This window comes from Silvimonas iriomotensis, assembly GCF_014645535.1.
Lineage (GTDB): Bacteria > Pseudomonadota > Gammaproteobacteria > Burkholderiales > Chitinibacteraceae > Silvimonas > Silvimonas iriomotensis.
Genome location: NZ_BMLX01000004.1, coordinates 61969 through 85073, shown reverse-complemented (window position 1 = coordinate 85073; position 23105 = coordinate 61969). Strand labels below are relative to the sequence as shown.

General features: G+C 61.5%; 19 protein-coding genes. 4 read left to right on the top strand and 15 right to left on the bottom strand.

Annotated elements, in window-relative coordinates:
- Position 1: 1 nt before the first annotated feature.
- Positions 2 to 1828: an allophanate hydrolase gene (gene atzF / locus IEX57_RS14920; protein WP_188705153.1), complete on the bottom strand. Its 1827-nt coding sequence runs from the start codon at positions 1826 to 1828 to the stop codon at positions 2 to 4.
- A 1433-nt stretch (positions 1829 to 3261) separates the two neighbouring features.
- Positions 3262 to 4173 carry a LysR family transcriptional regulator gene (locus tag IEX57_RS14915; RefSeq protein WP_188705152.1) on the bottom strand — a complete coding sequence of 304 codons (912 nt, stop codon included), beginning with the start codon at positions 4171 to 4173 and terminating at the stop codon, positions 3262 to 3264.
- 106 nt (positions 4174 to 4279) lie between these two features.
- Here IEX57_RS14915 and IEX57_RS14910 point away from each other — a divergent pair, with 106 nt between their 5' ends.
- Positions 4280 to 5485, top strand: a complete 1206-nt coding sequence (locus IEX57_RS14910) for an MFS transporter (protein ID WP_188705151.1) — start codon at positions 4280 to 4282, stop codon at positions 5483 to 5485.
- 385 nt (positions 5486 to 5870) lie between these two features.
- Here the strand turns inward: IEX57_RS14910 and IEX57_RS14905 are convergent, their stop codons facing one another.
- The 3 genes from IEX57_RS14905 to IEX57_RS14895 form a co-directional block, all read right to left on the bottom strand.
- Positions 5871 to 6218, bottom strand: coding sequence for a GFA family protein (locus tag IEX57_RS14905; protein ID WP_188705150.1), 348 nt, complete (start codon positions 6216 to 6218; stop codon positions 5871 to 5873).
- A 51-nt stretch (positions 6219 to 6269) separates the two neighbouring features.
- Complete coding sequence (locus IEX57_RS14900; protein WP_188705149.1) at positions 6270 to 7586, bottom strand: aspartate aminotransferase type Ic; 1317 nt, start codon at positions 7584 to 7586, stop codon at positions 6270 to 6272.
- Positions 7587 to 7716: 130 nt separating this feature from the next.
- Entirely contained in the window at positions 7717 to 9012 is a 1296-nt protein-coding gene (locus IEX57_RS14895; RefSeq protein WP_188705148.1) for an MFS transporter, read from the bottom strand.
- A 108-nt stretch (positions 9013 to 9120) separates the two neighbouring features.
- Between IEX57_RS14895 and IEX57_RS14890 the strand changes: the two genes are divergently transcribed.
- Complete coding sequence (locus IEX57_RS14890; protein ID WP_188705147.1) at positions 9121 to 9975, top strand: LysR substrate-binding domain-containing protein; 855 nt, start codon at positions 9121 to 9123, stop codon at positions 9973 to 9975.
- A 76-nt stretch (positions 9976 to 10051) separates the two neighbouring features.
- On the opposite strand, the gene IEX57_RS14885 is transcribed toward IEX57_RS14890, so the two are convergent.
- On the bottom strand, positions 10052 to 11629 hold the full coding sequence (locus IEX57_RS14885) for an ABC transporter substrate-binding protein (protein WP_188705146.1): 1578 nt from the start codon (positions 11627 to 11629) through the stop codon (positions 10052 to 10054).
- Positions 11630 to 12406: 777 nt separating this feature from the next.
- Entirely contained in the window at positions 12407 to 12943 is a 537-nt protein-coding gene (locus IEX57_RS14880) for a YaeQ family protein (protein ID WP_188705145.1), read from the bottom strand.
- 116 nt (positions 12944 to 13059) lie between these two features.
- Here IEX57_RS14880 and IEX57_RS14875 point away from each other — a divergent pair, with 116 nt between their 5' ends.
- Both IEX57_RS14875 and IEX57_RS14870 read left to right on the top strand, forming a co-directional pair.
- Positions 13060 to 14319, top strand: a complete 1260-nt coding sequence (locus tag IEX57_RS14875; RefSeq protein WP_188705144.1) for a TIGR03862 family flavoprotein — start codon at positions 13060 to 13062, stop codon at positions 14317 to 14319.
- Positions 14320 to 14352: 33 nt separating this feature from the next.
- A complete protein-coding gene (locus IEX57_RS14870) occupies positions 14353 to 14928 on the top strand; it encodes a flavin reductase family protein (RefSeq protein WP_188705143.1) in 576 nt (191 codons plus the stop codon).
- A 33-nt stretch (positions 14929 to 14961) separates the two neighbouring features.
- Here IEX57_RS14870 and IEX57_RS14865 read toward each other — a convergent pair whose 3' ends face one another.
- The 8 genes from IEX57_RS14865 to IEX57_RS14830 form a co-directional block, all read right to left on the bottom strand.
- Positions 14962 to 15441, bottom strand: coding sequence for a very short patch repair endonuclease (locus IEX57_RS14865; protein WP_188705142.1), 480 nt, complete (start codon positions 15439 to 15441; stop codon positions 14962 to 14964).
- A 5-nt stretch (positions 15442 to 15446) separates the two neighbouring features.
- The gene (dcm, locus tag IEX57_RS14860; RefSeq protein WP_188705141.1) at positions 15447 to 16685 is read right to left on the bottom strand and encodes a DNA (cytosine-5-)-methyltransferase; all 1239 of its coding nucleotides are present in this window, start codon (positions 16683 to 16685) and stop codon (positions 15447 to 15449) included.
- 89 nt (positions 16686 to 16774) lie between these two features.
- On the bottom strand, positions 16775 to 17233 hold the full coding sequence (locus tag IEX57_RS14855; RefSeq protein ID WP_188705140.1) for a DUF4442 domain-containing protein: 459 nt from the start codon (positions 17231 to 17233) through the stop codon (positions 16775 to 16777).
- Positions 17234 to 17341: 108 nt separating this feature from the next.
- On the bottom strand, positions 17342 to 18637 hold the full coding sequence (locus IEX57_RS14850; RefSeq protein ID WP_188705139.1) for a DUF445 domain-containing protein: 1296 nt from the start codon (positions 18635 to 18637) through the stop codon (positions 17342 to 17344).
- Between the two features lie 95 nt (positions 18638 to 18732).
- A complete protein-coding gene (locus IEX57_RS14845) occupies positions 18733 to 20016 on the bottom strand; it encodes an O-antigen ligase family protein (RefSeq protein WP_188705138.1) in 1284 nt (427 codons plus the stop codon).
- Positions 20017 to 20081: 65 nt separating this feature from the next.
- On the bottom strand, positions 20082 to 21269 hold the full coding sequence (locus IEX57_RS14840) for a glycosyltransferase (protein WP_188705137.1): 1188 nt from the start codon (positions 21267 to 21269) through the stop codon (positions 20082 to 20084).
- A 21-nt stretch (positions 21270 to 21290) separates the two neighbouring features.
- A complete protein-coding gene (locus IEX57_RS14835; RefSeq protein WP_188705136.1) occupies positions 21291 to 22352 on the bottom strand; it encodes a glycosyltransferase family 4 protein in 1062 nt (353 codons plus the stop codon).
- A complete protein-coding gene (locus tag IEX57_RS14830) occupies positions 22349 to 23098 on the bottom strand; it encodes a glycosyltransferase family 2 protein (protein ID WP_188705135.1) in 750 nt (249 codons plus the stop codon). Before IEX57_RS14830 ends, IEX57_RS14835 begins: the two co-directional genes overlap by 4 nt.
- Positions 23099 to 23105 lie beyond the last annotated feature (7 nt).

Genomic DNA, 23105 nt, shown 5'->3' with positions numbered 1-23105 from the left:
CTCAAGCTTTGGCGGTTTGCAGGCTGGCGATATACGCGCGCCAGCCGCCGAAATGGGTGATATCCGTGGCGTCAGCAATCGCCCACGGCTCGCAAATAAAACCTTTCACGCTGCGGCCATCTGCGGTTTCCAGCGTGCCAATGCCCAGCGGCGCGGGGATGAGCGCAACAAAGCTGCCGAAGGCGGACAGCGGTACGTCCCACAGTTCGATCTCGATGGCCGCGCCGCTATCGACCTTCACCAGGCCCGGTTTGGGCGGCGTGGTATTGGCCAGCGCGTAAAGGCGGTATTTCGGCGCGGTGTGGGTGCGTTCGACCAGGATGGCATTGCGCTCTTGCAGCTGGACATTGAGCGGCATGCCAGTCAGATGCGCGCCGACCACTGCCACGCGTACGTGGTGATCTGCCGACGCAGCGGGCGCTACGGCGGGCAAGGCCGGCAGGCTGCGGCCGGTGGCACCCAGTGGCAGCGGACGGCTTTGTTGCCAGCGGCGGCCAAACGCGGCCAGTTTGTCGTCATGCCAGGCCGGGGCCAGCAGGGTGATGCCAAACGGCAGACCATCGTTACGGAACCCGGCGGGCAAAGACAACGCGCACAGGTCAGAGAAATTGGCAAAGTTGGTGTAGGTGCCGAAACGCGAATTGAGCGTGATCGGGTCATCCAGCATGTCTTCAATAGAGTAGATGCTGGGCGAGGTCGGCACGACGAGGGCATCAAACCCGGCAAGGGTCTGGTTGATGATGCGGGAAAGTTCCGCCCGGCGGTATTCGGCGCGGAAAGTATCCACCGCGCTGTACTGCGCCGCGCCTTGCATGATGCCGCGCACCACCGGGTTGATCTCGTAGGCTTTGGTCGCCAGCAAATGTTCTGCCGCAAACACGCGCTCGGCCACAAACGCGCCCTGGTACAGCAGTTCTGCCAGCTCCAGGAACGGCGCAAAATCCACCGGTTCTACGTCAACGCCTGCCTCTTTCAACTGTGCCAGCGCAATGCTGAACAGACGCGCCGATTCATGATCGCCAAACCACTGCAGTTGATCCGGCATGCAAAAACGCGGCCGGGCGCGCATCAATGGCGAGGTGGCTTGCGGCTCACGCGAGTACGGATCAGCCGCATCAAACCCGCCGGCCAGATGCGCGATGAGTTGGGCGTCATCGACCGTCAGCGCAAACACCGAAACGCAATCAAGCGTGCGGCAAGCCGGCACCACGCCCGCGTTGCTCAGCCAGCCCTTGGTCGGCTTGAGCCCGACAATATTGTTGAACCCCGCCGGAATGCGGCCAGAGCCCGCGGTATCTGTACCAAACGCAAACGGCACCAGCCCGCGCGCCACCACCGACGACGACCCAGAGCTGGAACCGCCGCTGACATAGCGTTCATCAAAGGTATTGGGCACCGGGCCATACGGCGAACGCGTGCCGTTAAGGCCGGTGGCGAACTGATCCAGATTGGTCTTGCCGATCAGGATCGCGCCGGCATCCAGCATGCGCTGCACGACGGTGGCGCTGGCTGCCGGTTCATACGCAAACGCCGGGCAGGCGGCCGTGGTCTCCCAGCCGGCGGCATCGATATTGTCTTTGGCGGCAAATGGCACGCCAAACAAAGGCAAACGGGAAAGATCGCCACCGGCGGCATCCAGCCGCGCATTGAGCGCTGTCAGTTGCTTTGTGATCTGTTGGGGCGTGGCACGGGAAATCCACGCGTTGTCATCAGCTGGCAACTGCGCCAGCACGTGCTCAACGGCATCTTGTGCTTGCATGCCGTTGATGTAAGCACTACGCCACTCCGGTAAGGTCCAGCCTGCTTGCGGAACGATCTTTGCACCCATGTTTGTATCCCGTCTTGTATACATCGCACTGCAACAGGAACAGCAAGGGGCGTGCCAGTGGTTTTAATGCGTTGATTTTTATTGGTTTAGTGGTGAATTTGTGGAGGTTGGTGGGGGGATTTGTGGTGATGTGAGGAGGGTGGGATGCACCAGATGTTTACAGGGGGTGTTGTTTTTGCACCGTGATAATGCAAGGTGCATAAAAGGTTTTTCGGGGGGGAGATGATTAGCCAATGGCAGTGGTATTAGTGGAGACGGCTGAGGTGGTAGCGCCTTGCGGCGCGGCTTTTAAAGGCGTTTGATACCGGCGGTGGCCGGAGCACGTTACTTTCTTTGCTTCGCCAAAGAAAGTAACCAAAGAAAGGCGACCCCAGCCTGGCGGCCCTCCGGGCTTCCCTCAGTCGGTCGGGAGCCTAAGGTCTCCCTCCGCTCCATCGGCGCTTGGCTTTAATGGGGGAGGAAAGTCAAAGACAACTGCAACCCCAAAAGCCAACTGCAACGACAAAATCCAAACCAACTGCAACTACACCTAGAACTGGAAAATCAACAACGAAAGCAACTGCAACAGCAGTGGCAGTGGCAATAGCAATGGCGGGGCAGTGGTAACGGTAAATCCAACCACGCACCCCACTGGCTCGTCATTCCGGCGAAGGCCGGAATCCAGTCCGCAGCCCAACGGGCTGCTTTCGGTGGCCTACCACTGTTGTCTTGTGCTGATTCCGTGGCACTTGCATGCATTGCAGCTGGAATCCGGCCAAGGGGGCCGCCGAGGTCCGGAATGACGAAGTGGTAGACCAGCCAATCATTCTTGCAAACAGTGGCGTAGGGTGGATTTGCGAAGCAATCCACCGTTGCGATGGTGGATTGTCGCCCCGCTCCGAATCCACCCTACAAAACCTGCACCCGGATGACCTTGTGTTGGTGTTGGTACTGGTTGCCGTTGCCGTTGCCGTTGGCTTTAGGGGTTGCTGTTGCTTTTGACCTTGGGCCCCTTGACTGCGCCGAGCATCGCAGCGAAGTCCGGGGTTTCGGCGTAAGGGTGTTTGAGGGCAAAGCCCGAGTTCCCTGGAGCCAGCCGGACTTCGCGAGAAGCACAGGGAACCCGAAGGGCGCCGTCGCAGGGGTCGCCTTTCTTTTGGGTACTTTTCTTTGGCGACCCAAAGAAAAGTACCGTGCTCCGGGCACCCCCGGTATCAAAACACCGCGCCGCAGGCGCTAACAGCAGTTCAAGGTTTTAAAGACAGCCAAGGTGGATCATCGCTAACGCTCCAAATCCACCCCAAACCAACCCCACAACACCCTTAGCGCCCCAAAAGAAAACCACTTGCTGTCGGGCAACCCCCGACACCCAAAACACCGCGCCGCAAGGCGCTAACAGCAGTTCAAAGTTCTAAGTCAAAGGGTCTCCAGCCAGGTCAGTCAAAACCAGCCATTCAAGGCATCACCCGCGGCTCCGGCAACCCATGCCCATTCTCAATCAACGCCTCATGCACCATCCGCAAAAACGCCACCGCCGCCGGCGTCGGGTCCAGATTCCACACCGCCCACACCCGCCGCTGCGGGCCATCTGACACCGGCACCATTTTCAGCCGGTCGCAGGTATACCCCTCAAACCGTGGCACAAGGCCGATGGCGAGGCCGCGCCGGACAATGCGCTCCAGCAAGTCGATATGGCTTACCTCAAAACTCACCCGGTGCTCGATCCCGGCGCGGGCAAAAGCTTGTTCGGTCTGCCGCCGCGCGCCGCTGTTGGCGTAGAAATCCACCAGCCGGGAGCCGACCAGGTCCAGCAGCGAGATCTGGTCGCGCTGCGCCAGCGGGTGCGCTTGCGGGATGATGGCGATCAGTTCTTCATCGGCAATGTTCTGCTTGCTGACCCCCTCTACCGGCTCGCCGGGCCACAGGCCGACCAGCGCCACATCGGTGCGCTCGGCGCGCACGTCCACCAGCAGGTTCTCGCTCATGCCCTGGTAAAAGCGGATGTCCACATGCGGGTAGCGCTCATGAAAGCGCGCCAGCACGTCAACCAGATCAGCGTGGTTGAAGGTGGAGATCGTGCCCACGGTGAGCGTGCCGCGCACGGTGCCGGCGGCGGCGGCGACTTCGTCGCGGATGCGCGACTCGGCGCCCAGCATTTGCCGCGCTACCGGCAAGAACGCCTGGCCAGCGGTCGTCAGCCGCACGTTACGGCTGCTGCGCTCAAACAGCCTGGCGCCCAGTTCGTCTTCCAGTTTGGCGATCTGGTGGCTCAGCGCGGATTGCACGGTATGGCAGCGCTCGGCAGCGCGGGTGAAGCTTTGTTCCTCCGCCACGGCGACGGCGAATTCAATCTGGCGCAAGTTCATGCTCAATCATCTCAAAACAAGATCAATGTGATGAAAAGTATACATTTGTGTGATGCATGACGTCGTCAGATACTGCGCAGCACAAACAGATCACACGGAGATACTCATGGACGGCTCTGCACATCGTCTGAGCGGCGCACAAGTGGCGCTGATGTCTTTCTCGACCGGGCTGGTGGTTGCCAGCAACTATTACGCCCAGCCCTTGCTGCACACCCTGGCCAGCGAATTTGGCCTGACCGCAGCCGGCGCGGGCGTCATCATTACCGTGGCGCAGTTGAGCTACGCCGTCGGCCTGTTGCTGCTGGTGCCGCTGGGCGACCTGCTGGAACGCCGCAGCATGATCGTCGGCATGACCTTGCTCTGCGCCGTGGGCTTGCTGATCACCGCCTCTGCCCCGAGCCTGGCGCTGGTATTGCTGGGTACCGCGATTGCCGCCTTGTTTGCGGTGGTCTCGCAAGTGCTGGTACCGCTGGGCGCCACGCTGGCCGCGCCAGAACAGCGCGGCAAGGTGGTCGGGACGTTGATGAGTGGCCTGTTGCTGGGCATCTTGCTGGCGCGTACGGTGGCAGGCGGTTTATCCAGCCTGGGCGACTGGCGCACGGTGTACTGGGTGGCCGCAGGGGTGATGATCATCACCGCCATCGCGCTGGCCCGCGTGCTGCCGCATCACCACGAGCACGCCGGTTTGCCGTATCACAAACTGCTGGCCTCGGTATTCACGCTGTTTGCCCACGAACCCGTCTTGCGCCTGCGGGCATTGCTGGGCGCGTTCTCATTCGCCATTTTCAGCGTGTTGTGGACGTCCATGGCGTTCTTGCTGGCCAGCGATCCGTACCACTTCTCTGATGGCGCAATAGGCCTGTTCGGGCTGGTTGGCGCAGCGGGTGCACTGGCCGCCAACCTGGCCGGCCGGCTGGCCGACAAAGGCAAGACCGATACCACCACCTGGGCCGGACTGATTCTGTTGTTGTTGTCCTGGGTGCCAATTGCGCTGGCCAAAGAATCCATCGTCGCCTTGCTGATCGGCATTCTGGTCCTGGACCTGGCCGTGCAGGGCGTGCATGTGACCAACCAGAACGTGATCTACAAACTGTTCCCGCATGCCCGCAACCGCGTCACCGCCGGGTACATGACGAGCTACTTCATTGGCGGCTCGACGGGTTCCCTGCTGTCTGCCACCGCCTATGCACACTGGGGCTGGAACGGAGTGTCGGCCGTAGGCGCGCTGTTGAGTCTGTGCGGTTTGCTGGCGTGGGTATTGTGGCGCCAGGTTGGGGGTATGCCCGCGGCAGTCGCTCAGGCACGCGGCTGAGAACGGTTTGGCCCTTTGGCGGGAACGGCGACGTTGGGGGCCAACCATTCTTGCAAACAGACGGCTTGCGGGGTTGGGGTTGGGGCTGGGGTTGCCGTTGCTTTTGACGTTGGGCCCCTTTGACTGCGCCGAGCATCGCAGCAAGGCGCGGGGTTTCGGCGGAGGGGTGTCTGAGCGAAGCGAGTTCCCGTAGCCAGCCGCGCCTTGCGAGAAGCGCAGGGAACTCGCGCAGCGAGCGCAGTCGCTGGGGTCGCCTTTCTTTGGTTACTTTCTTTGGCGAAGCAAAGAAAGTAACGTGGTCCGGGCACCCCCGGTATCAAAACACCGCGCCGTCAGGCGCTAACACACGCTGTTACAACCGCTACGGTGGCTCACCGCAACAGCCTCACATACTCCGCCCATCAAACTCCTTCACCGGGATCGCCGCCAGATCAATCCCCTCAATACAACGCACATTCACCGCCGCAATCGGATTGCCCTGCTTGTCAGTGCTCTCGGCATACACCTGGATGCCGCATTGCGGACAGAACCGGTGCTTGATGCGATGCTTGTTGAAGGTATACACGCGGCTGTTTTCTTCCGGCGTGATGAGACGAAAACTGGCTCTGGGCACAAACCACATCATCATGCCCTTGCGCTGGCAGATCGAACAATTACACGTGACTGCGCCTTCGATCGTGCCTTCCACCTCAAACGCCACCTGACCGCAATGACAACCGCCGCGATATTGCATGGCCTGCCTCCAAAGAAAAACGGGCGCTGTGATCAGCGCCCGTTTATTTGATTACGCAGCCAGGCCGCGTTTTTTCAACTCGTTTTCGGCAACGCCGACCAGCGTGGCCAAGGCAATGCCCTCGGCCGCCAGTTTCACACCATCCAGCGCCGGGAAGGTCGGGGCGATACGGATGTTGCTGTCTTTCGGATCATTGCCGTTGGGGAAGGTATTGCCGGCCGGCACCATGGCGACACCGGCTTCTTCTGCCAGTTGCACCACGCGCTTGGCGCAGCCTTCGCGCACGTCAAAGCTGATGAAGTAACCGCCATCCGGGTTGGTCCAGGTGGCAACGCCACGGCCAGCCAGTTCTTGCTTGAGCACGTCCAGCACGGCGTTCATCTTTGGCACGATCAGGGCGCGATGTTTTTCCATCAGCGCTTCCAGGCCGGCGAAGTCTTTCAGGAACTTCACGTGGCGCAGCTGGTTGATCTTGTCCGGACCAATCGAGCGAAAGCCCATGTTTTTGGTCATCCAGGCCACGTTGGCCGGGGACGATGCAAACAGCGCCAGACCTGCGCCCGCCAGGGTGATCTTGGAGGTGGAGGCAAACACGAAGGCGCGATCAGCGTTACCGGCTGCCGCGCAGGCTTCCAGAATGTTGGCGATCTCGTGCTTCTTGTCGGTCAGGTGGTGAACGGCGTAGGCGTTATCCCAGAAAATGCGGAAATCGGCGGCGGCGGTTTTCATCTTCGCCAGGCGCACAACCACTTCGTCCGAGTAGATATCGCCAGTCGGGTTGGCGTACTTGGGCACGCACCACATGCCCTTGATGGACGCGTCTTCAGCAACCAGCTTTTCGACGATATCCATATCCGGGCCAGTACCGGTCATCGGCACGGCAATCATCTTGATGCCGTACTGGGCACAGATCGCAAAGTGGCGATCGTAACCCGGGGCCGGGCACAGGAAGGTCACCGGCTCGGTCGACCAGCCGGCCTTGCCGCCCGGTACGCCCTTGAGCAGCGCGTACACGATGGTGTCGTGCATCAGCGCCAGCGAGGAGTTCTCTGCCACGACCACTTGCGCGGCCGGTGCGCCCAGCATGGGGGCAAACAGTTCACGCGCTTGCGGCAGGCCGTTGACGCCGCCGCCGTAGTTGCGCAGATCGCCACCGCCACGGGCTTCGGATTCATCCACGGCGGCCAGGAGGCCGTTGGACAGATCAAGCTGGTCTGCGGACGGTTTGCCGCGGGTGGAGTCGAGCTTGAGGCCACGGGCGCGGAACGCGGTATAGCGTTCGTTCGCGGCGGTATAAAAGCGTTGCAGGTCGTCGTTGCTCAGGCTTGCCAGTTCGCCTGCCGGCAGTGCGCTGTTTACTTCTTGCATTGCATCCTCGCTAATCGGGTGTCTGTGTCGAACAGCCCGACATCTTGCGCCATCTGCGCGGATACGGCTAGGGCAGACTGTCGATTACGGCGGAATTTTTCCCGTCGCAGGCCAGCCTGCCCCGGCGGGCTTAGCGGGCGCCGCGTCGTTGCACCTGCAAGGCCGCGTTACGGACCACCGCCGCGTTGCCCTGGCGAAAGGCAAACAGCGCCAGCAATGCCCCCAGGCTGCCCATCAACCAGACGGCGGGCCAGCCAGAGAAACCGTTCAGGACCGGGATGACCATCGGCGTGATGAAGAACGCCACAAACACCGCCGCGTTGCCCATGCCCAGCGCGGTGCCAGCCCGCTGGGCGCCCGCCTGGGTAGCCAGTTCGGTATACGCCACACCATGCCATGCCGATACGCCCAGCCCAGCGGCGACCAGCGCCACCACTACAGCCAGCCGCAATACGCTGGCCAGCGGCGCAACCAGCATCTGCGCCAGTACCAGCAAGGCCAGCAGGGCAAACAACAACACGCTGATCGAGGCGCAGGCTGCAATGTAACGCTGCCGATTGTGATGGCGGTCAGTCCAGTAGCCGCTCCAGACCCGCAGCGCGCCGCCGCCCAGTTGCACGGTAATCAGCGCCACAGAGGCCACCAGCGTGCCAAAGTGGCCAAAGTCGTGCAGGAACACCGGGGTAAAGGTCAGCACGGCGACTTGCGGCACGCACAGCAGACCAATGCCCAGCGTCATGCGCAGCAAAACCGGATCTTGCAGTGGCGGCACGTTCGCGGTGGTGCCGGTGCGCTTTGTGGTTGCTTCATGGTGCGGCGGTTCATGCAGCCAGCGCCAGGCCAGTACGCCATTGAGCAGGCAGAACAACGCCAGTGCGCCGTACACCATGCCAAAGCCGCCCCAGCGGGCCAGCGGCGGCAACACCAGGGCGCCCAGCGCCCCACCAAACGGCACGGCAGTCTGGCGAATGCTCATGGCCAGGCCGCGTTCCTTGTCGGTAAACCAGGCCATGATGGCGCGACCGCTGGAACCGTTCACGCTGCCGCCCAGCAAACCCACCAGCAACAAACCCGGCATCAGCGCAGCCATGGTTGGTACGTAGCCCGGCGCGGGCGACACCCGCAGCATCATGAACAGCAGCCAGGCCGCAATGCTGAACAGACCCAGCAACAACACGCGGCGATCACCCCAGCGATCCGTCAGCATGCCCCAGGGTAACTCGCTGACCGCCACCCCGAGGCCCATCATGCCCAGCACCAGGCCCAACTGGTGGGTATCAAGGTGGTAATCGGCGCGCAGCAAGACCGACGTCGCCGGGATACCGGCAAAAGTGGCCGAGAACGCCGCGTTGGCAGCAAACCCCAGGCCGAGGATTTTCCAGCGGTGATTGGCCGGCAAATGGTGGATATCAAGATGCGTCGACATGGCGCGCTCCAGGCTGAATGGACGGTACCCATCGTCGCACCGGCTTGCCATAACAAACAGATATGGTTGAATATTTCAGTGATGATGATTTGAAATAGTGAATCCGCCATGAATACGCTGGATCTGGATGCCGTGCAGGCCTTTGTGCTGGTGGCCGACATGCAAAGCTTTACCCGCGCCGCCGAGGCGCTGGACACCACGCAATCGGCCGTCAGCCTGAAACTGAAGCGACTGGAGACCCATCTGGATCGGCGCCTGCTGGAACGCACGCCGCGCCAGGTACGGTTATCGATGGAAGGCCAGGCCTTTTTGACCGCCGCGCGCGAACTGCTGGCCGCGCACGACCGGGCATGGTCTGTACTGCACGCCCCGCCGCGCCGTTTGCGGGTGGGCTTCAGCGGCCATATTGCCGGCGCATCGCTGCCCGGCTTGCTGGCGCGCGTGGCGGCCCATGACCCGGCGCTGGTGATTGAAGTACGCGTGGCAACCTCGGCCGAGGTGCTGGCCAGTTACGACGCCGGACAACTGGATGCGGCCTACGTGTTGCATCACACTGATCGCCAGTTTGAGCGCCAGGATGGCGAGATCCTGTTTGAAGACGACATGGACTGGTTTGCCCTGCCCGACACCTGCTGGACAGCCAACGAGCCCCTGCGCCTGGCCATGCTGGCCCCGCCGTGCGGCCTGCGCACCAATGTGATCGAAGCGCTAGACGGCGCCGGGATCAGCTGGCTGGAAGTGTTTGTGGGCGACGGCGTCAGCGCGCTGAGCGCCGCCGTGCTGGCCGGTCTGGCCGTGGGTGCCATGGGTCGGCGGGCCGCCCCGCCCGGACTGGTGCCGGTACGGGAGCGACTGGGCTTGCCCGCGCTGCAACCGACCAATGTGGTGCTGTATCGCAGCGTGCACGATGAACGTTCGCGCAGCGCCTTGCGGGTGATGAGCGCAGCGCTGCGGGCATTCTGATCAACCCGCCTGGCCGCCCGGATACCAGAAAAAAGGCCAACCGCAGCGGTTGGCCTTTTTGCGCGCATGAACCGGATCAGTTCACCGTAACACCGGCAAAGTCCTGACGGCCAAACGGGCTGACCTTGTACCCGGACACATTGGCACGCGTCAGCGCGTAGGCTGTCGGGTACGCCAGCGGCACCCACAGCGCCTGGTCAAAAATCACTTTCTGCGCGTTGCGGTAAAGCTTGGTGCGCTGGTTGATATCGCTCACCTTTTTGCCATCGGCAATCAGCTTGTCCAGTTGCGAGTCGCAATAGCGGGCAAAGTTGGTGCCCGACTGCACGGCGGCGCAACTGAATTGCGGCGTGAAGAAGTTATCCGGATCACCGTTATCCCCCGCCCAGCCCATGAACAGGAGATCATGCTCGCCCGCCTTGCCGCGCTTGATCAACTCGCCCCATTCAATGGTCTTGATAGTGGCCTTGATACCCACCTTGGCCAGATCAGACTGCAACAACTCTGCGCCGGCCTTGGGGTTGGGGTTCAGCACGCTGCCGGTCGGGCGCGTCCAGATCGTGGTTTCAAAACCGTTGGGAAAACCGGCCTTTTTCAACAGCTCTTTGGCTTTGGCCGGATCGTAGCTGTAATCCCCCAGGTCTTTGTCAAAGCTCCAGGTATTGGGCGGGAACGGCCGGCTGGCGTCTTGCGCCGTGCCATCAAACACCGTCTTCAGATAGGTTTTGGCATCAAACGCGTAATTGATGGCCTGACGCACCAGGGCGTTATCGAGCGGTTTGTGCTGCGTGTTGATAGCCACAAACGCCGTCATGAATGCCGCGTTATCAACCACCTTGAGGTTCTTGTCGGCCTTGGCAGACTGGATATCCAGCGGCTTGGGCGCCAGCGCAATCTGGCACTCGCCGGCCTTGAGGCGCTGCAACCGCACCGTGGCATCTGGCGTGATCGCAAAAATCAGCTTTTCCGCCTTGGGCTTGCCGCCAAACCAGTTGGGATTGGCGTCGTAACGGATCACCGCGTCTTTCTGGAACGACTTGAGCACAAACGGCCCGCTGCCGACCGGTTTGGTGTTGAGGTCACCCGCTTTGGCCACGCCCAGCTTGTTGGCGTACTCCGCCGAATAAATCGACGCCCAGCCCATGGTCAGCGTCGGCAGGAACGTGGCATCCGGATAATTGAGTTCAAACTGCACGGTGTGGTCATCCACCTTCTTGACCGCCTTGACCAGCTTGTTCAACTGCAGCGACTGCACGCTGGGATAACCACTGGGCGAGGTTTTGTACCAGGGATGCTGCGTGTTGAACACGCGCTCGAAGGTAAACACCACGTCATCAGCATTCAACGGCCGCGTAGGCTTGAACCAGTCCGTCGCGCCAAACTGGACATCGCTGCGCAGTTTGAATGTCCAGGTCAGACCATCATCACTGGCCGTCCAGGACTGCGCCACCGCCGGCACCACCTTGCCCGCCTGCGCGTCGTACTCCACCAGCCGGCTGAACAACACATCCGCCGAGGCATTGGTCGTGACAAGGGCGTTGTACTGCACCACATCAAAGCCATCCGGATTGGCATCGGTACACACCGACAACGGTTTGGCCAAAGCCAGCGCCGGCACAGCGACGGCGACAACGGCGAGCATCCTCAGAACCATGGTTTTTTTCTCCTGCGGGTATTCTGGTTTTTTACGCAACGGCAAGATACGCCGCTGGTGGCAACGCTGTCAGCTTAACTGCAGAGGGGGCGTGATGCCAAAGAACGGTTGGTTTGCGGGTTAGGGAATTTGGTACGAGGTGTGAGGTGTGAGGTGTGAGGTGTGAGGTGTGAGGTGTGCAGAGTGTAAGTGCCGGTCTGCCAGATGCAACTGCTCTTTTACGCACACCACAGCCTCGTCATTCCTGACCTCGGCGGCCCCCTTGGCCGGAATCCAGGCGCAAACAGGTGTGCCGAAGCACTGAAACTGGTTTGCCAGGCAAAGCCCGCCTGCGGCGGGCGTACTGGATTCCTGCCTTCGCAGGAATGACGATGTGGAGAGGGGAACCGCTCATTCTGGCAAGCAGACGGTTTCCAGGGTTGCTGTTGACTTTCGGGGTTGGGGTTGGGGTTGGGGTTGGGGTTGCTTTTGACGTTGGGCCCCCTTGACTGCGCCGAGCATCGCAGCAAGGCGCGGCGATCAAGGCGAAGCGGTAGGCCAAAGGCCGAACTCGCGAGCCAGCCGCGCCTTGCGAGAAGCACAGGGAACCCGAAGGGCGCAGTCGCCGGGGTCGCCTTTCTTTTGGTTACTTTTCTTTGGCGAAGCAAAGAAAAGTAACGTGCTCCGGCCACCGCCGGTATCAAAACACCGCGCCGTCAGGCGCTAACACACACACAGCAATGGTGGACTGTCACCAGGCGCCAAACCCACCCCACCCCGCCCCACCCAAAAAAACCCTTACCCCATTTCCTTCACCACCACCTGCAAACTCCCCTTGTCACCCGAGAGCCACATCTCCCCATCCTGAATCGTGCACTGCAGCTGCATGGTCCGCTCCACCAGCCCCGCCAGACCAGACATGATCTCCGGGCTCACCGACACCACATGCAGATTGTCAAAGCGCCGGATTTCCGCCTGGTTCTTGCCGTACCAGATATCGGCAGCACTGCCGCCATAGGCATAAATCCAGGCCTCATTGGCCCGCTGCGCCGCGCGCTTGATGCGCTTTTCATCAGGCAGGCCCAGATCAATCCACAGTTCGATCTCTTCGGTCAGCGAGCGCTGCCACAAAGACGGGTCTTCCTCATCACTGATGCCGCGGCCAAATTCCAGCGTCTCGCTGGCATGGCGGGCAAAAGCCACCAGGCGCAGCATCATGCGTTCGTCGGTTTCGGACGGGTGCTGGGCAATGGTCAGCGCGTGCGTGGCGTAATAACCGCGATCCATGTCTGCAATGGAGAGTTCGGCCTTGAAAATGGTGGATTTGAGCGCCACGTCGGCATGCCCGCAGTAGTGAAAGACGCGGCAGTGTACCCAAACACCCGCCCGCGCTCCACCGGCTGCGACCTGTACAATGACGTTTTGTCTCACAGCTTTTGCCTGGAACCGCCATGCCTGCCCGTCCTTCTTCTCCGTCTTCGCCCGTTGTTGCCATTATTGGCGGGGGTCCGGCCGGCCTGATGGCGGCAGAAGTGCTGGCCGCGGGCGGCGCCAAAGTGACCGTGTTCGATGCCATGCCTTCTGTCGGACGCAAGTTTTTGCTGGCCGGCGTGGGCGGCATGAACATCACGCATTCAGAAGCCATCGGCCCGTTTCTGGGCCGTTACGGCGCACGTGCGGAAACCCTGGCGCCGTTGATCAATGCCTTTACGCCAGATCAACTGCGCAACTGGATTCATGACCTGGGTATCGAGACCTTTGTCGGCACCTCTGGCCGGGTGTTTCCCAAAGAAATGAAAGCTGCGCCGCTCTTGCGCGCCTGGCTGCACCGGCTGAAAGACGCCGGCGTCACGGTTGAAGTCCGTCACCGCTGGCTGGGCTGGGGCGATGAAGCCGGCAGCCTGCGCTTTGCCACGCCTGCGGGCGAGATCACCCTCAACGCCGATGCCGTGGTGCTGGCCATGGGCGGCGGCAGCTGGTCCCGCCTGGGTTCAGACGGTGCCTGGGTGCCGTTACTGGCAGAAAAAGGCGTGCACGTGGCAGCGCTGCAGCCCAGCAACTGCGGTTTTGATTTGCCGTGGAGCACCTTTTTTGCCGAGAAACACGCTGGCGCGCCGCTCAAATCTGTTGCGGTGTCGTATACCGATGCGCGCGGTGCCACCACTGTCAAACCGGGCGAGTTTGTCGTCACTGCGACCGGCGTGGAAGGCAGCCTGATCTACGCGTTCTCTGCCGCCATCCGTGATCGCATTGCCGCGCAAGGCAGCGCCACCATCTATGTTGATCTGTTGCCGGGCCGCAGCCTGGAGCGCGTGCAGACAGAAGTAGCCATCCCGCGCGGTTCGCGGTCGCTGGCCAGTCATTTGCAAAGCAAACTGGGGCTGACCGGGGTCAAAGCCGGTTTGCTACGTGAGGTGCTCAGCAAGGAAGAAATGGCCGACCCCACGCGGCTGGCGCGCACCATCAAGGCCCTGCCGCTCAAGTTGATCGCCCCACGCCCGCTGGATGAAGCCATCAGCAGCGCCGGTGGCGTGCGGTTTGACGCGCTGGACCACAATCTGATGCTGCGCGCCCTGCCCGGCGTGTTCTGCGCCGGCGAAATGCTGGACTGGGAAGCGCCCACCGGCGGCTACCTGTTGACCGCCTGCTTTGCCAGCGGCCGCGCGGCGGGCGCGGGGGTCTTGCATTGGCTGGGCGCTGGCCGCACCTGAGAGGCATTGTTTGTCTCTTGCCGGTGCCCACTCATGTCTGATCACGCCCCTATCGAAGTCGATCTCGCCAAATCCTACCGCTTGCTCAACCACGGCCCGACGGTGCTGGTCAGCAGCGCCCACGCTGGCCGCCAGAACGTCATGGCCGCCGCCTGGGCCATGCCGCTGGACTTCGCCCCGCCCAAAATGCTGGTGATCATCGACAAATCCACGCTCACGCGTGAGTTGATCGAAGCCTCCGGCGAGTTCGTCCTGAATGTGCCCAGCCGCGCACTGGCCCAGGCCACGCTGGCAGCGGGCTCCAGCTCTGGCCGTGACGGCGACAAGTTCAGCACCACCGGGCTGAAACACTTTCCCGCCAGCAAAGTGGGCGCGCCACTGGTAGAAGGCTGCCTGGCGTGGCTGGAATGCAAGGTGATCCCGGAACCGCACAACCAGCAGACCTACGATATGTTCATTGGCGAAGTCGTCGCCGCCCATGCCGACCCGCGCGTATTCCAGGACGGCCACTGGCAGTTTGATGACGAACCGCTGAACCGCTCGATCCACTACATCGCCGGCGGGACATTCTTTGCAACCGGTGAGGCGTTTGAGGTGGCGAAGAAATAAACGCGCTCCAGGCTGATTGCCACACCGGATGCACTACGGTGCGGCAATCAACGCCTTCACACCGGCCTCGCTGATTTCGGCATCCGCAGCATCAGTCACCAACCATTCCGCCACGAAATCCACCAGCCGGAAGGCCTCTTCTTTCCTGGCCGCCCGCACGGCGCATTCCCACACCACCAGCACCCGCCACCCCAGCGCCTTGAGCGCGGCATATTCGCGCTGGTCCCGCGCGCGGTTGGCGTTGATCTTGCCCATCCAGAACCCGGTGCGCGTCTGCGGCACTTTGAAATAGCGGCAATCGTGGCCGTGCCAGAAGCAGCCATGCACCAGAATCACCGCCTTGTAGCGCGGCAATACCAGATCAGGCTTGCCCGGCAGATGAGGGGCATGGATACGGTAACGGAAACCCTGCGCAAACAAGGCTTTGCGCAGGGTGATTTCTGGCGACGTGTTCTTGCCACGAATGCCCGACATCATGCGGCTGCGGGTGGCGGCATCGACGACGTCGGTCATGGCGGTCAGCCTTGTGAAGGCTCCGGCACGATCCACGGCTTGATCGCGCGCGCCACTTCGCGGAACACCGGCACCACCACCGAATTGCCAAACTGCTTGTAGGCGCGGGTGTCGGATACCGGAATGCGAAAGTCATCCGGATACCCCATCAACCGCGCACATTCACGCGGGGTGAGCCGGCGCGGGTTCTTGCCCGCGCCCCGGCTGACCAGAATCTCGCTGCCATCCTTGTAATACCGGGCCGACAAGGTGCGCGAGACGCTGTTGGCATCAACCAGCCCGAAGCCAAAACCGTTGCCTTTGGCGCGGTGCTTTTCGGCGTAGTTCTGCAGATAAGCCCAGAGTTTGTCGGTGAGGATGTACTTGGGGTTGACCTCGCCTTTGGCGTGATCAAAAAACTTGTCGCCGTCATGCGCCAGTTGCGGCTCGCTGCCATCGGTACGGTGCAGCACTTGCGCCATGCGGGTGGGCACTTTGCTGTCGGGCAGTTGCAGCAAATCCCAGTTGAACTCTGTTGGCTCCCGGAAACCGACAATCACCACCCGCTCACGGTGTTGCGGCACCCAGTGCTGACCATCAATCACGCGGTAATGCACCTCATAACCCAGTTCTTCGCGCAGGGTATGCAAGATCACGGCAAAGGTGCGGCCTTGATCGTGCGAGTGCAGGTTCTTCACGTTCTCCAGCACAAACGCGCGCGGACGGTGCGCAGCAATGATGCGGGCGACATCAAAAAACAGCGTGCCCTGGGTGGCGTCGGCAAAACCATGCGCGCGGCCCAGCGCGTTCTTTTTGGACACGCCGGCAATCGAGAACGGCTGGCAAGGGAAACCGGCCAGCAACACGTCATGCGCCGGGATATCGGCTTCGGCCACTTTGGTGATGTCGCCGGCAATGCGCTGACCATCCGGGTTATTGGCGTGATAGGTCTTTTGCGCGTAGGTGTCCCACTCGCTGGTGAACACACAGTGGCCACCTTCATCTTCAAAGGCGCGACGGATGCCGCCGATGCCGGCAAAAAGATCAATAAACGTGAAGTCGGCCGGCGTGGTGCGGATGGGCGCTTGCGGCTGCAGCAGTTGTTGCAGGGCCTGCGCCACATAGGCACGCGGTTCAGACTGGCCGTTGATCCAGCGCGCAATGGTGGCCGGGTTGACGTCAAGATACCGGGCCAGTTCGGCACGGGAATAACTGTTCAGGGTAGCTTCAAGCAGGGAGCGGACAAGGTCGGCCGGAGCGTTCATAAAGTCGGGTGCGCGGTGGCGTGGAGAGTCACTGGGAATTTTTGTTGCATTATGCGGGCTAATTGTCCCGTTCACCACTGCGCGCCGCGTCAGCCCTGGCGTTTGTGCGGCTTTTTGCGCACGTAAACCGTTTTGTCGACCGTGGCGATGAGCTTGTCGGCCTGATCACGGATTTCCACCTTGAACTCGGCCAGGTGTTTGTCGCCGTTGTCGGTGGCAGCGCGGATGGCCGCAATCTGGTCATCATCCAGCGTGAAGATGGCCGTGACCGTGCCATAACCGGGGCTGAGAAAGTCGATCTCTGCGCGGCGATCCCACACGTAGTAATCCGGCCCCAGAATCTGCATCAGCATGGCCATGTACCAGGGGTCGGTCATGGCATACAGGCTGCCGCCAAAGTGCGAGCGCATGATGTTGAGGTTGATCTTGTACGAGCGCAGCTGGATAACAATGCGTTTGAAATCCGGTGCCACGTGCTTGACGCGGATACCGGCAAACAGGAGCGGCGGCCAGATGTTGATCAACCAGCGCCAGAACATGATCTTCATGTGCAGCAAAAACCGTGGGGAAGCGAAGTGGGCAAGACTGCCTGCGCGACGGCCCGGTGGTCAATGCGCAAAGCCCTGCATGGGCGTGTTTGAAACGAAAACCGTCGCCTAAAAACCAACGGCATGGCGGACGCTGTAAATCAGCAGGCCCACCGCCCCGCCGACCAGTGTGCCGTTCACCCGAATGAATTGCAGATCAACGCCCACGTTGAGTTCCAGCCGCGCCACCAGCACGCGGTTGTCCCAGGCTTTGAGCTGGTCAGCAATGAAACGGCCGATCTCGCTGCGGTAGCGCACCAGCGAGCGCGCGGCAAAATCGCGGATTTGCTGGTTGAGCCATTCAGCAAAGGCCTGGTCTTCATGCAGGCGCAGACCCAGTTGCTTGATGGCGGCGCCCACGCGGCTGCGAATCTGCGAGTTTTCGCTGGTCAGATCACGCTGCAGGCTATCGAGCAGCGTGCGCCACAGGTCATCGAGCTTGTCATGCAACATGGGCGAGGCGGTCAGCATATCGCGCCAGGCATCCACTTTGCCGCGCAGGGCCGGGTCCTCGGCCAGATCCTTGGCCAGCTGGCGCAACTGATCGTCAAACGCTTGCCGCAGCATGTGATCGGGCTGCACCAGCGCGTGATCCAGTTCCAGCACTGCGGCGGTCACCAGCTTGCGCGCCAGGTAACGGCCGCCGGCCTCATCCAGCGCCACCCAGCGCAGCACGTCAAATTCTTTGGCCAGCAAGCCAGACAGCCACGACTGGGTTTTCGGGTCTTCCAGCTTGCCCAGCAACACCCGCAGCACGCCATCGAGCACTTGCTGGTGGCGGCCGTCTTCCCGCAGGACCTGGATCAGCGTGGCGGCACTGCCGGCAAAGTCGGCGTTGCCTATGGCCTTGAGCACCAGGTCACGCGCGATATGGGCAAAGCGCCGGTCATCCAGTGTGCCCAGCACAAAGTGCAGAAAATGCGCCGCCTGCTCGGTCAACTCTCGCTTGGCGCCCGGCCGGGCCAGCCAGATGGACAGGCGCCGGGCCGGATCAAACGCGTCAATGCGCGCCAGTAATTGTTCTGGCTGCAAAAAGTGCGTCTCGATAAACGTGCCCAGGTTATCGGCAATGCGGTTCTTGTTGCGCGGAATGATCGCGGTATGCGGGATTGGCACGCCCATCGGGTAGCGAAACAGCGCCACGACGGCAAACCAGTCGGCCAGGGCGCCGATCATGGCGGCTTCTGAAAACGCGGCCACATAGCCAAACGCCCGGTGCAGATGTTCCAGCCGCAAGGTGATCAGATACAGCACGGTGACCACGATCAGCAGCGAGGTCGCAAAGGTGCGGGCACGCCGCAAGCGCGCGGCTTTGGCCGGGTCGGCCTGAAGAATGGATTCGACGGAAGAAGGGCCAGGAAGCATGCGTCAGTCAGGGCCGGGCGCGGACCCGGCAGATTTGTTCTGTCCTGGCCACTATAGCCCGAAGCGGCGCGCTTTACCCGGCCCGTATCTGCGTATCAAGGCTGATCTTGTGTATTTTGCGTGAAGGCCCGCATGCGCACGGCAAGCAAGCCCAGCATCAGACCGATCAGGCTGGCATAGAACGCAATATTGGCCTGATGCGCCATGGTGACCTGGCTGAACCCGCAGATCAGCGAAGCCACCACCGCGCCAAACCCGGCCTTGCCAAGATAAGGCGCGATTTCGTCACGGCCACAGGTTCTCATCCAGGCGCGCCAGAAAATGAAACCCGGTACCAGCAACAAACTGAGAAACGCCGCCAACCCGGGCAGGCCGGTCGTTGCCGCGGCATCCAGCAAATCGTTGTGGGCGTGCTTGAGCGTACAGATCTCTTTTTCATCCGCCGGGCAACCGGGCAGCGCATCCGTCAGCGATCCGAACTGGCCCGAGCCCACGCCCGTCAGCGGGTGCTGGCGTACTGCGCTGGTTGCCAGCTGGAAAATCACCAGGCGCTCACCCAGCGAGGTATCGGTATTGCCTTTGTGAAATTCCGCAATGTCGTGGCGCGCCTGCTCCAGACGCTCCTTGAACGGGCTGTTGGGCAAGGTCCACGCCGCAGTGCCGATCAGCGCGAGCGAGCACAGCGAGATCACCGCCACCTTGAGGTTGAATTTTTGATAACGGAAGTAGATCGAGCCCACCACCGTCAGCACCAGCGCCAGCCAGGCCCCGCGTGAGCCGTTCATGATCAGCACCAGCATGGCCAGCGCCGGACACAGCCAGGCAGCAACATGATCGCGGTGCGTCTGGCCAGGCCGGAAAAACCCGACGACGCCCAGTGTGGCCACCATATTGGCGAACGCAATGATGAAGGTCCACGCGCCTGGCCGGCTGTCCTTGTCGATGAAAAACTGGTACGCCACGATCAGCAGCGCCAGCAACAAGCCTGGCGGAATGCCTTTCCACAGCAACATGGGGTTGGGCCGATAACGCAGCACCACCAGACAGACCAGCGGAATCGCCAGCACGCGTGAGGGGTTATCCAGCACGTCCCACGGCAGCCCGAAGGTGTATCTGGAGACCAGTTGCACCGCCAGGATGGCGCCCACACTCAGCCAGACCGGCAGCAGCACGTGGCGATACTGCCGGTGCAGTTCAGCCAGGCTGCCTGCACTCATGATCAGCAGCAACACGATGCCAATCAGGAAAACGCCGGCGCCGCGCGGCACTGCCAGCATCAGCAACGGAAATGCAAACACCAGAACACTGGCAAAACCGGAAGCCATCTGCCCTGGCGGAGACATCAACCGCTGCGGTTTCACGGTTTCCTTGCGGGGCATGTCCGGCTCCTTGCCGACCTCGACGCTGTAAGCATCGGTCAAGACCGCAGTTTGTGCATAATCTTTCATGGATGCGCTTTGATGAGGTTATCTACGCAGCTGGCAAACGCTGCGGCAGTCGGGCCAAAACCCATTTGTTCGATATGTTGTGCGGCGTAATCAAGTAGCGCCGTGCGGGTTGGTTCATCCTGCAAACCTTGCTTCATGGCATGGGCCAGGCCCGCCACGTCCCCCACCGGCACCAGCAGGCCGGCTTTGCCCTCGGCCAGGATTTCCCGCGGGCCGACCGGGCAATCCGTACTGATCACCAGTTGACCCAGCGCCATGGCTTCCAGCAAGACGTTGGGCAAGCCTTCCATTTTCGAACTGAACACCATAAGCCGGGCGTGCTGCATCCAGACATACGGATTGGTCTGAAATCCGGCAAAGACCACGCGATCGGCAATACCCAGTTCGGCGGCCAGTGCTTGTAGTTCCAGGCGGGATTTACCCTCGCCCACAATGGCAAGTTTCTCGGTAATGCCGTCTTTGACCAGCAGCGCGTAGGCCCGCAGCAGCGAGGTGAAATCTTTCTGCGATTCCTGCAAACGGCCCACCGACACCATATAAGGCTCGGCCAGCGGCGCCGGTCCGGCCTGGCCTTGTTCCCGAATGCGCGCCAGATCAATGGAGTTGTACAGACGCACAAACTTGTCCGCCTGGTCCGGGATCAGCGCCTGGATATCCGCCAGCATGGTGTCGTTCAGCAACACCACGCGATCGTAGTGCTCACTGGTCTGCTTGCGCAGTTTGCGCAGTTTGCGCGGGTTCTGGCTGGGCAGATGCGCCACGCTGAAGTGCGAATAACCCAGCATGGGCAGGGCCAGCCGGCCGGTCAGCCGCGACAGCGACATGTCGTAATCGACCACGGCATCGTAACCGGCGGCAATCTTGCGAAAACGCCGGCTGACAATGGCCCGGCGCACCAGCGGCAACAGGCCTTCTTCATAAATCTTGCCCGGCAGCCCAAGCTTGCCCTGGGTTTTTTTCTGGCGGAAATACGACAACCAGCCCTCTGGCGCCAGTACATGCACGGCGACATCGGCGGGAATCTGGGCCCGGTAAAGTGTCTCAAGGGCTTCGGTCGGGTAAGTAATCGTCAACCCGATTTCAAACTGCTGGCGATCCAGCGCCCGCAACAGCGAAATCAGCGAGGTTTCTATCCCGCCCCGCAAGAAGTGCGTCTGATGAAAAAGGATGCGTCGTTTGACCATATATTTGTTTGTATGTCGGGTTCAGCGCGGCCGTGCCCGCTGTACCAAGCTCTCAAAAAGACGCAAATAACCGTTCGCCATCGCTTCAACACTATGCACGCGCTCGACGTATTCATGCGCGCGTTCAACCATCCCCACCACCCGGGACGAGGCATCAAGCAACGTGTCGATGTTCGCCGCCAGGGCAGCACTGTCGCCCACCGGGCTGAGCAGGCCGCGGCCCTCGGCCAGTAACTCTTTCAAACCACCGGCATCAGTCGATGCCACCGGGACCCGCGCACTGAAGGCATCAAGCACGCTGCTGCCCAGGCCCTCTTCGCGCGAGCTCATTACAAACACATCAAACAGGCCAAACAGGGACTCGACGTTCTGCTGGTAGCCTGCCAACAGGAAAACGTGTTCGAGTCCTTGTTCGATGACGCGTTCCTTCGCAACTTCGGCCATATTGCCGGCACCGAAATGTACGAATACAAAATCGTTACGTCGCGCATGCAAGGCCGCGACCGCATCAACCAGCATCAATGGGTCTTTATCTGACGTCAGCGCCGAGGTTGTCGCCACCACGCGCCGGCCGGCCACGCCCAGTTGCGCTGCCAGCGCTTCGATCCGCGCGGTATCCGGCCGTACCGGCAGCACGGCCGAAGGAATGATCAGGATGTCATGCACACCCAGCGCCCGCACGCTGTCGGCGCAGGCCTGGCTGATCGCCACTACCTGGTCGGCGTGATGGTACTTGTAACGGGTGAAAGTGCCATTCAGCGCAAAGGCCACCCGTCGCGAATACACAACGGGGCGCCGGTGGAACCAGCGCGTAAGTACGGCCCAGCTCAGCATATGGCCGGTTTGCGGGTGCAACACGTCGTATTGCCCGCCATGCAGTGCCAGAAACGCCAGCACGCCAGCGACGTTGGTGCAGGCATGCACGACAAAGCCCTCGGCACTGGCGCGTTCGGCCATCTTGCCGCCACGCCGGCACAGGATATGCACCTCGTGCCCGGACGCGCGAAACTGCTGCATCGACAAAAAGGTTTGCCGTTCGCCACCGCGCCAGCCTGCTTCGAAATCCAGCTCCAGAATTTTCATGCGCGGGTTTGCCGATTCAGTTGCGCCAGTTTGGCGTACCGGTAAAAGTTGCCCACGCCTGCGGTCACGGCGAGCAAGAACCCTTCCCGCCCGTCCAGAAAGCCGCGGCGCAGCAGATAAATACGGATAAAGGTCCAGAAGCCGCGTGCCAGCGCGCCGGGCAGCGAGCTTTTTTTGCCGCGTGCATGCATGGCTTGCGCAGCGTCGGTGGAATAGCGGTTCATCTTGATGAGCGCGCTATCCAGATCGGGATAGGTGTAGTGCTCGAACCAGGCCTGCAGCCGGCCTTTGGCGCCCGCAAAGTCCACGCGTTCGTGCACCGGGACATCGGTAAAGCGGGCCACGCCACGCTTGAACAGACGCAGGACGGGGTCGGGCCACCAGCCGCTGTGGCGGATAAAACGGCCGCAATAGCTGGATAACCGGGGGATTTCATAGGCGTCAAACTGCGGGGCGGCCAGGATCTGCTGGATTTCTGCCGCCAGCGCTGGTGTCACGCGTTCGTCGGCATCGATCGACAATACCCAGTCGCCATCGGCCAGGTCCAGCGCGCGGTTTTTCTGGCGGCCAAAGCCGGGCCAGTCGGTTTCCAGTACGGTGGCGCCCAGCTCGTGCGCCAGGGCGACGGTGCCATCGGTACTGCCAGAGTCGACAACGACGATCTGATCCGCAAACGCGACGGATGCCAGGCAAGCCCGCAGGTTGGCGGCCTCATTCTTGGTGATCAGGATGACCGAAAGACGCATGGATCAA

Bases quoted from the DNA above. Each gene is read 5' to 3' on its own strand.
- IEX57_RS14875 (WP_188705144.1), top strand. From the start codon at position 13,060: ATGCCTGCCCGTCCTTCTTCTCCGTCTTCGCCCGTTGTTGCCATTATT.
- IEX57_RS14840 (WP_188705137.1), bottom strand. From the start codon at position 21,269: ATGGTCAAACGACGCATCCTTTTTCATCAGACGCACTTCTTGCGGGGC.
- IEX57_RS14855 (WP_188705140.1), bottom strand. From the start codon at position 17,233: ATGAAGATCATGTTCTGGCGCTGGTTGATCAACATCTGGCCGCCGCTC.
- IEX57_RS14910 (WP_188705151.1), top strand. From the start codon at position 4,280: ATGGACGGCTCTGCACATCGTCTGAGCGGCGCACAAGTGGCGCTGATG.
- IEX57_RS14890 (WP_188705147.1), top strand. From the start codon at position 9,121: ATGAATACGCTGGATCTGGATGCCGTGCAGGCCTTTGTGCTGGTGGCC.
- IEX57_RS14885 (WP_188705146.1), bottom strand. From the start codon at position 11,629: ATGGTTCTGAGGATGCTCGCCGTTGTCGCCGTCGCTGTGCCGGCGCTG.
- IEX57_RS14865 (WP_188705142.1), bottom strand. From the start codon at position 15,441: ATGACCGACGTCGTCGATGCCGCCACCCGCAGCCGCATGATGTCGGGC.
- dcm (WP_188705141.1), bottom strand. From the start codon at position 16,685: ATGAACGCTCCGGCCGACCTTGTCCGCTCCCTGCTTGAAGCTACCCTG.
- IEX57_RS14900 (WP_188705149.1), bottom strand. From the start codon at position 7,586: ATGCAAGAAGTAAACAGCGCACTGCCGGCAGGCGAACTGGCAAGCCTG.
- IEX57_RS14895 (WP_188705148.1), bottom strand. From the start codon at position 9,012: ATGTCGACGCATCTTGATATCCACCATTTGCCGGCCAATCACCGCTGG.
- IEX57_RS14850 (WP_188705139.1), bottom strand. From the start codon at position 18,637: ATGCTTCCTGGCCCTTCTTCCGTCGAATCCATTCTTCAGGCCGACCCG.
- IEX57_RS14905 (WP_188705150.1), bottom strand. From the start codon at position 6,218: ATGCAATATCGCGGCGGTTGTCATTGCGGTCAGGTGGCGTTTGAGGTG.
- IEX57_RS14870 (WP_188705143.1), top strand. From the start codon at position 14,353: ATGTCTGATCACGCCCCTATCGAAGTCGATCTCGCCAAATCCTACCGC.
- IEX57_RS14915 (WP_188705152.1), bottom strand. From the start codon at position 4,173: ATGAACTTGCGCCAGATTGAATTCGCCGTCGCCGTGGCGGAGGAACAA.
- atzF (WP_188705153.1), bottom strand. From the start codon at position 1,828: ATGGGTGCAAAGATCGTTCCGCAAGCAGGCTGGACCTTACCGGAGTGG.
- IEX57_RS14830 (WP_188705135.1), bottom strand. From the start codon at position 23,098: ATGCGTCTTTCGGTCATCCTGATCACCAAGAATGAGGCCGCCAACCTG.
- IEX57_RS14845 (WP_188705138.1), bottom strand. From the start codon at position 20,016: ATGCCCCGCAAGGAAACCGTGAAACCGCAGCGGTTGATGTCTCCGCCA.
- IEX57_RS14835 (WP_188705136.1), bottom strand. From the start codon at position 22,352: ATGAAAATTCTGGAGCTGGATTTCGAAGCAGGCTGGCGCGGTGGCGAA.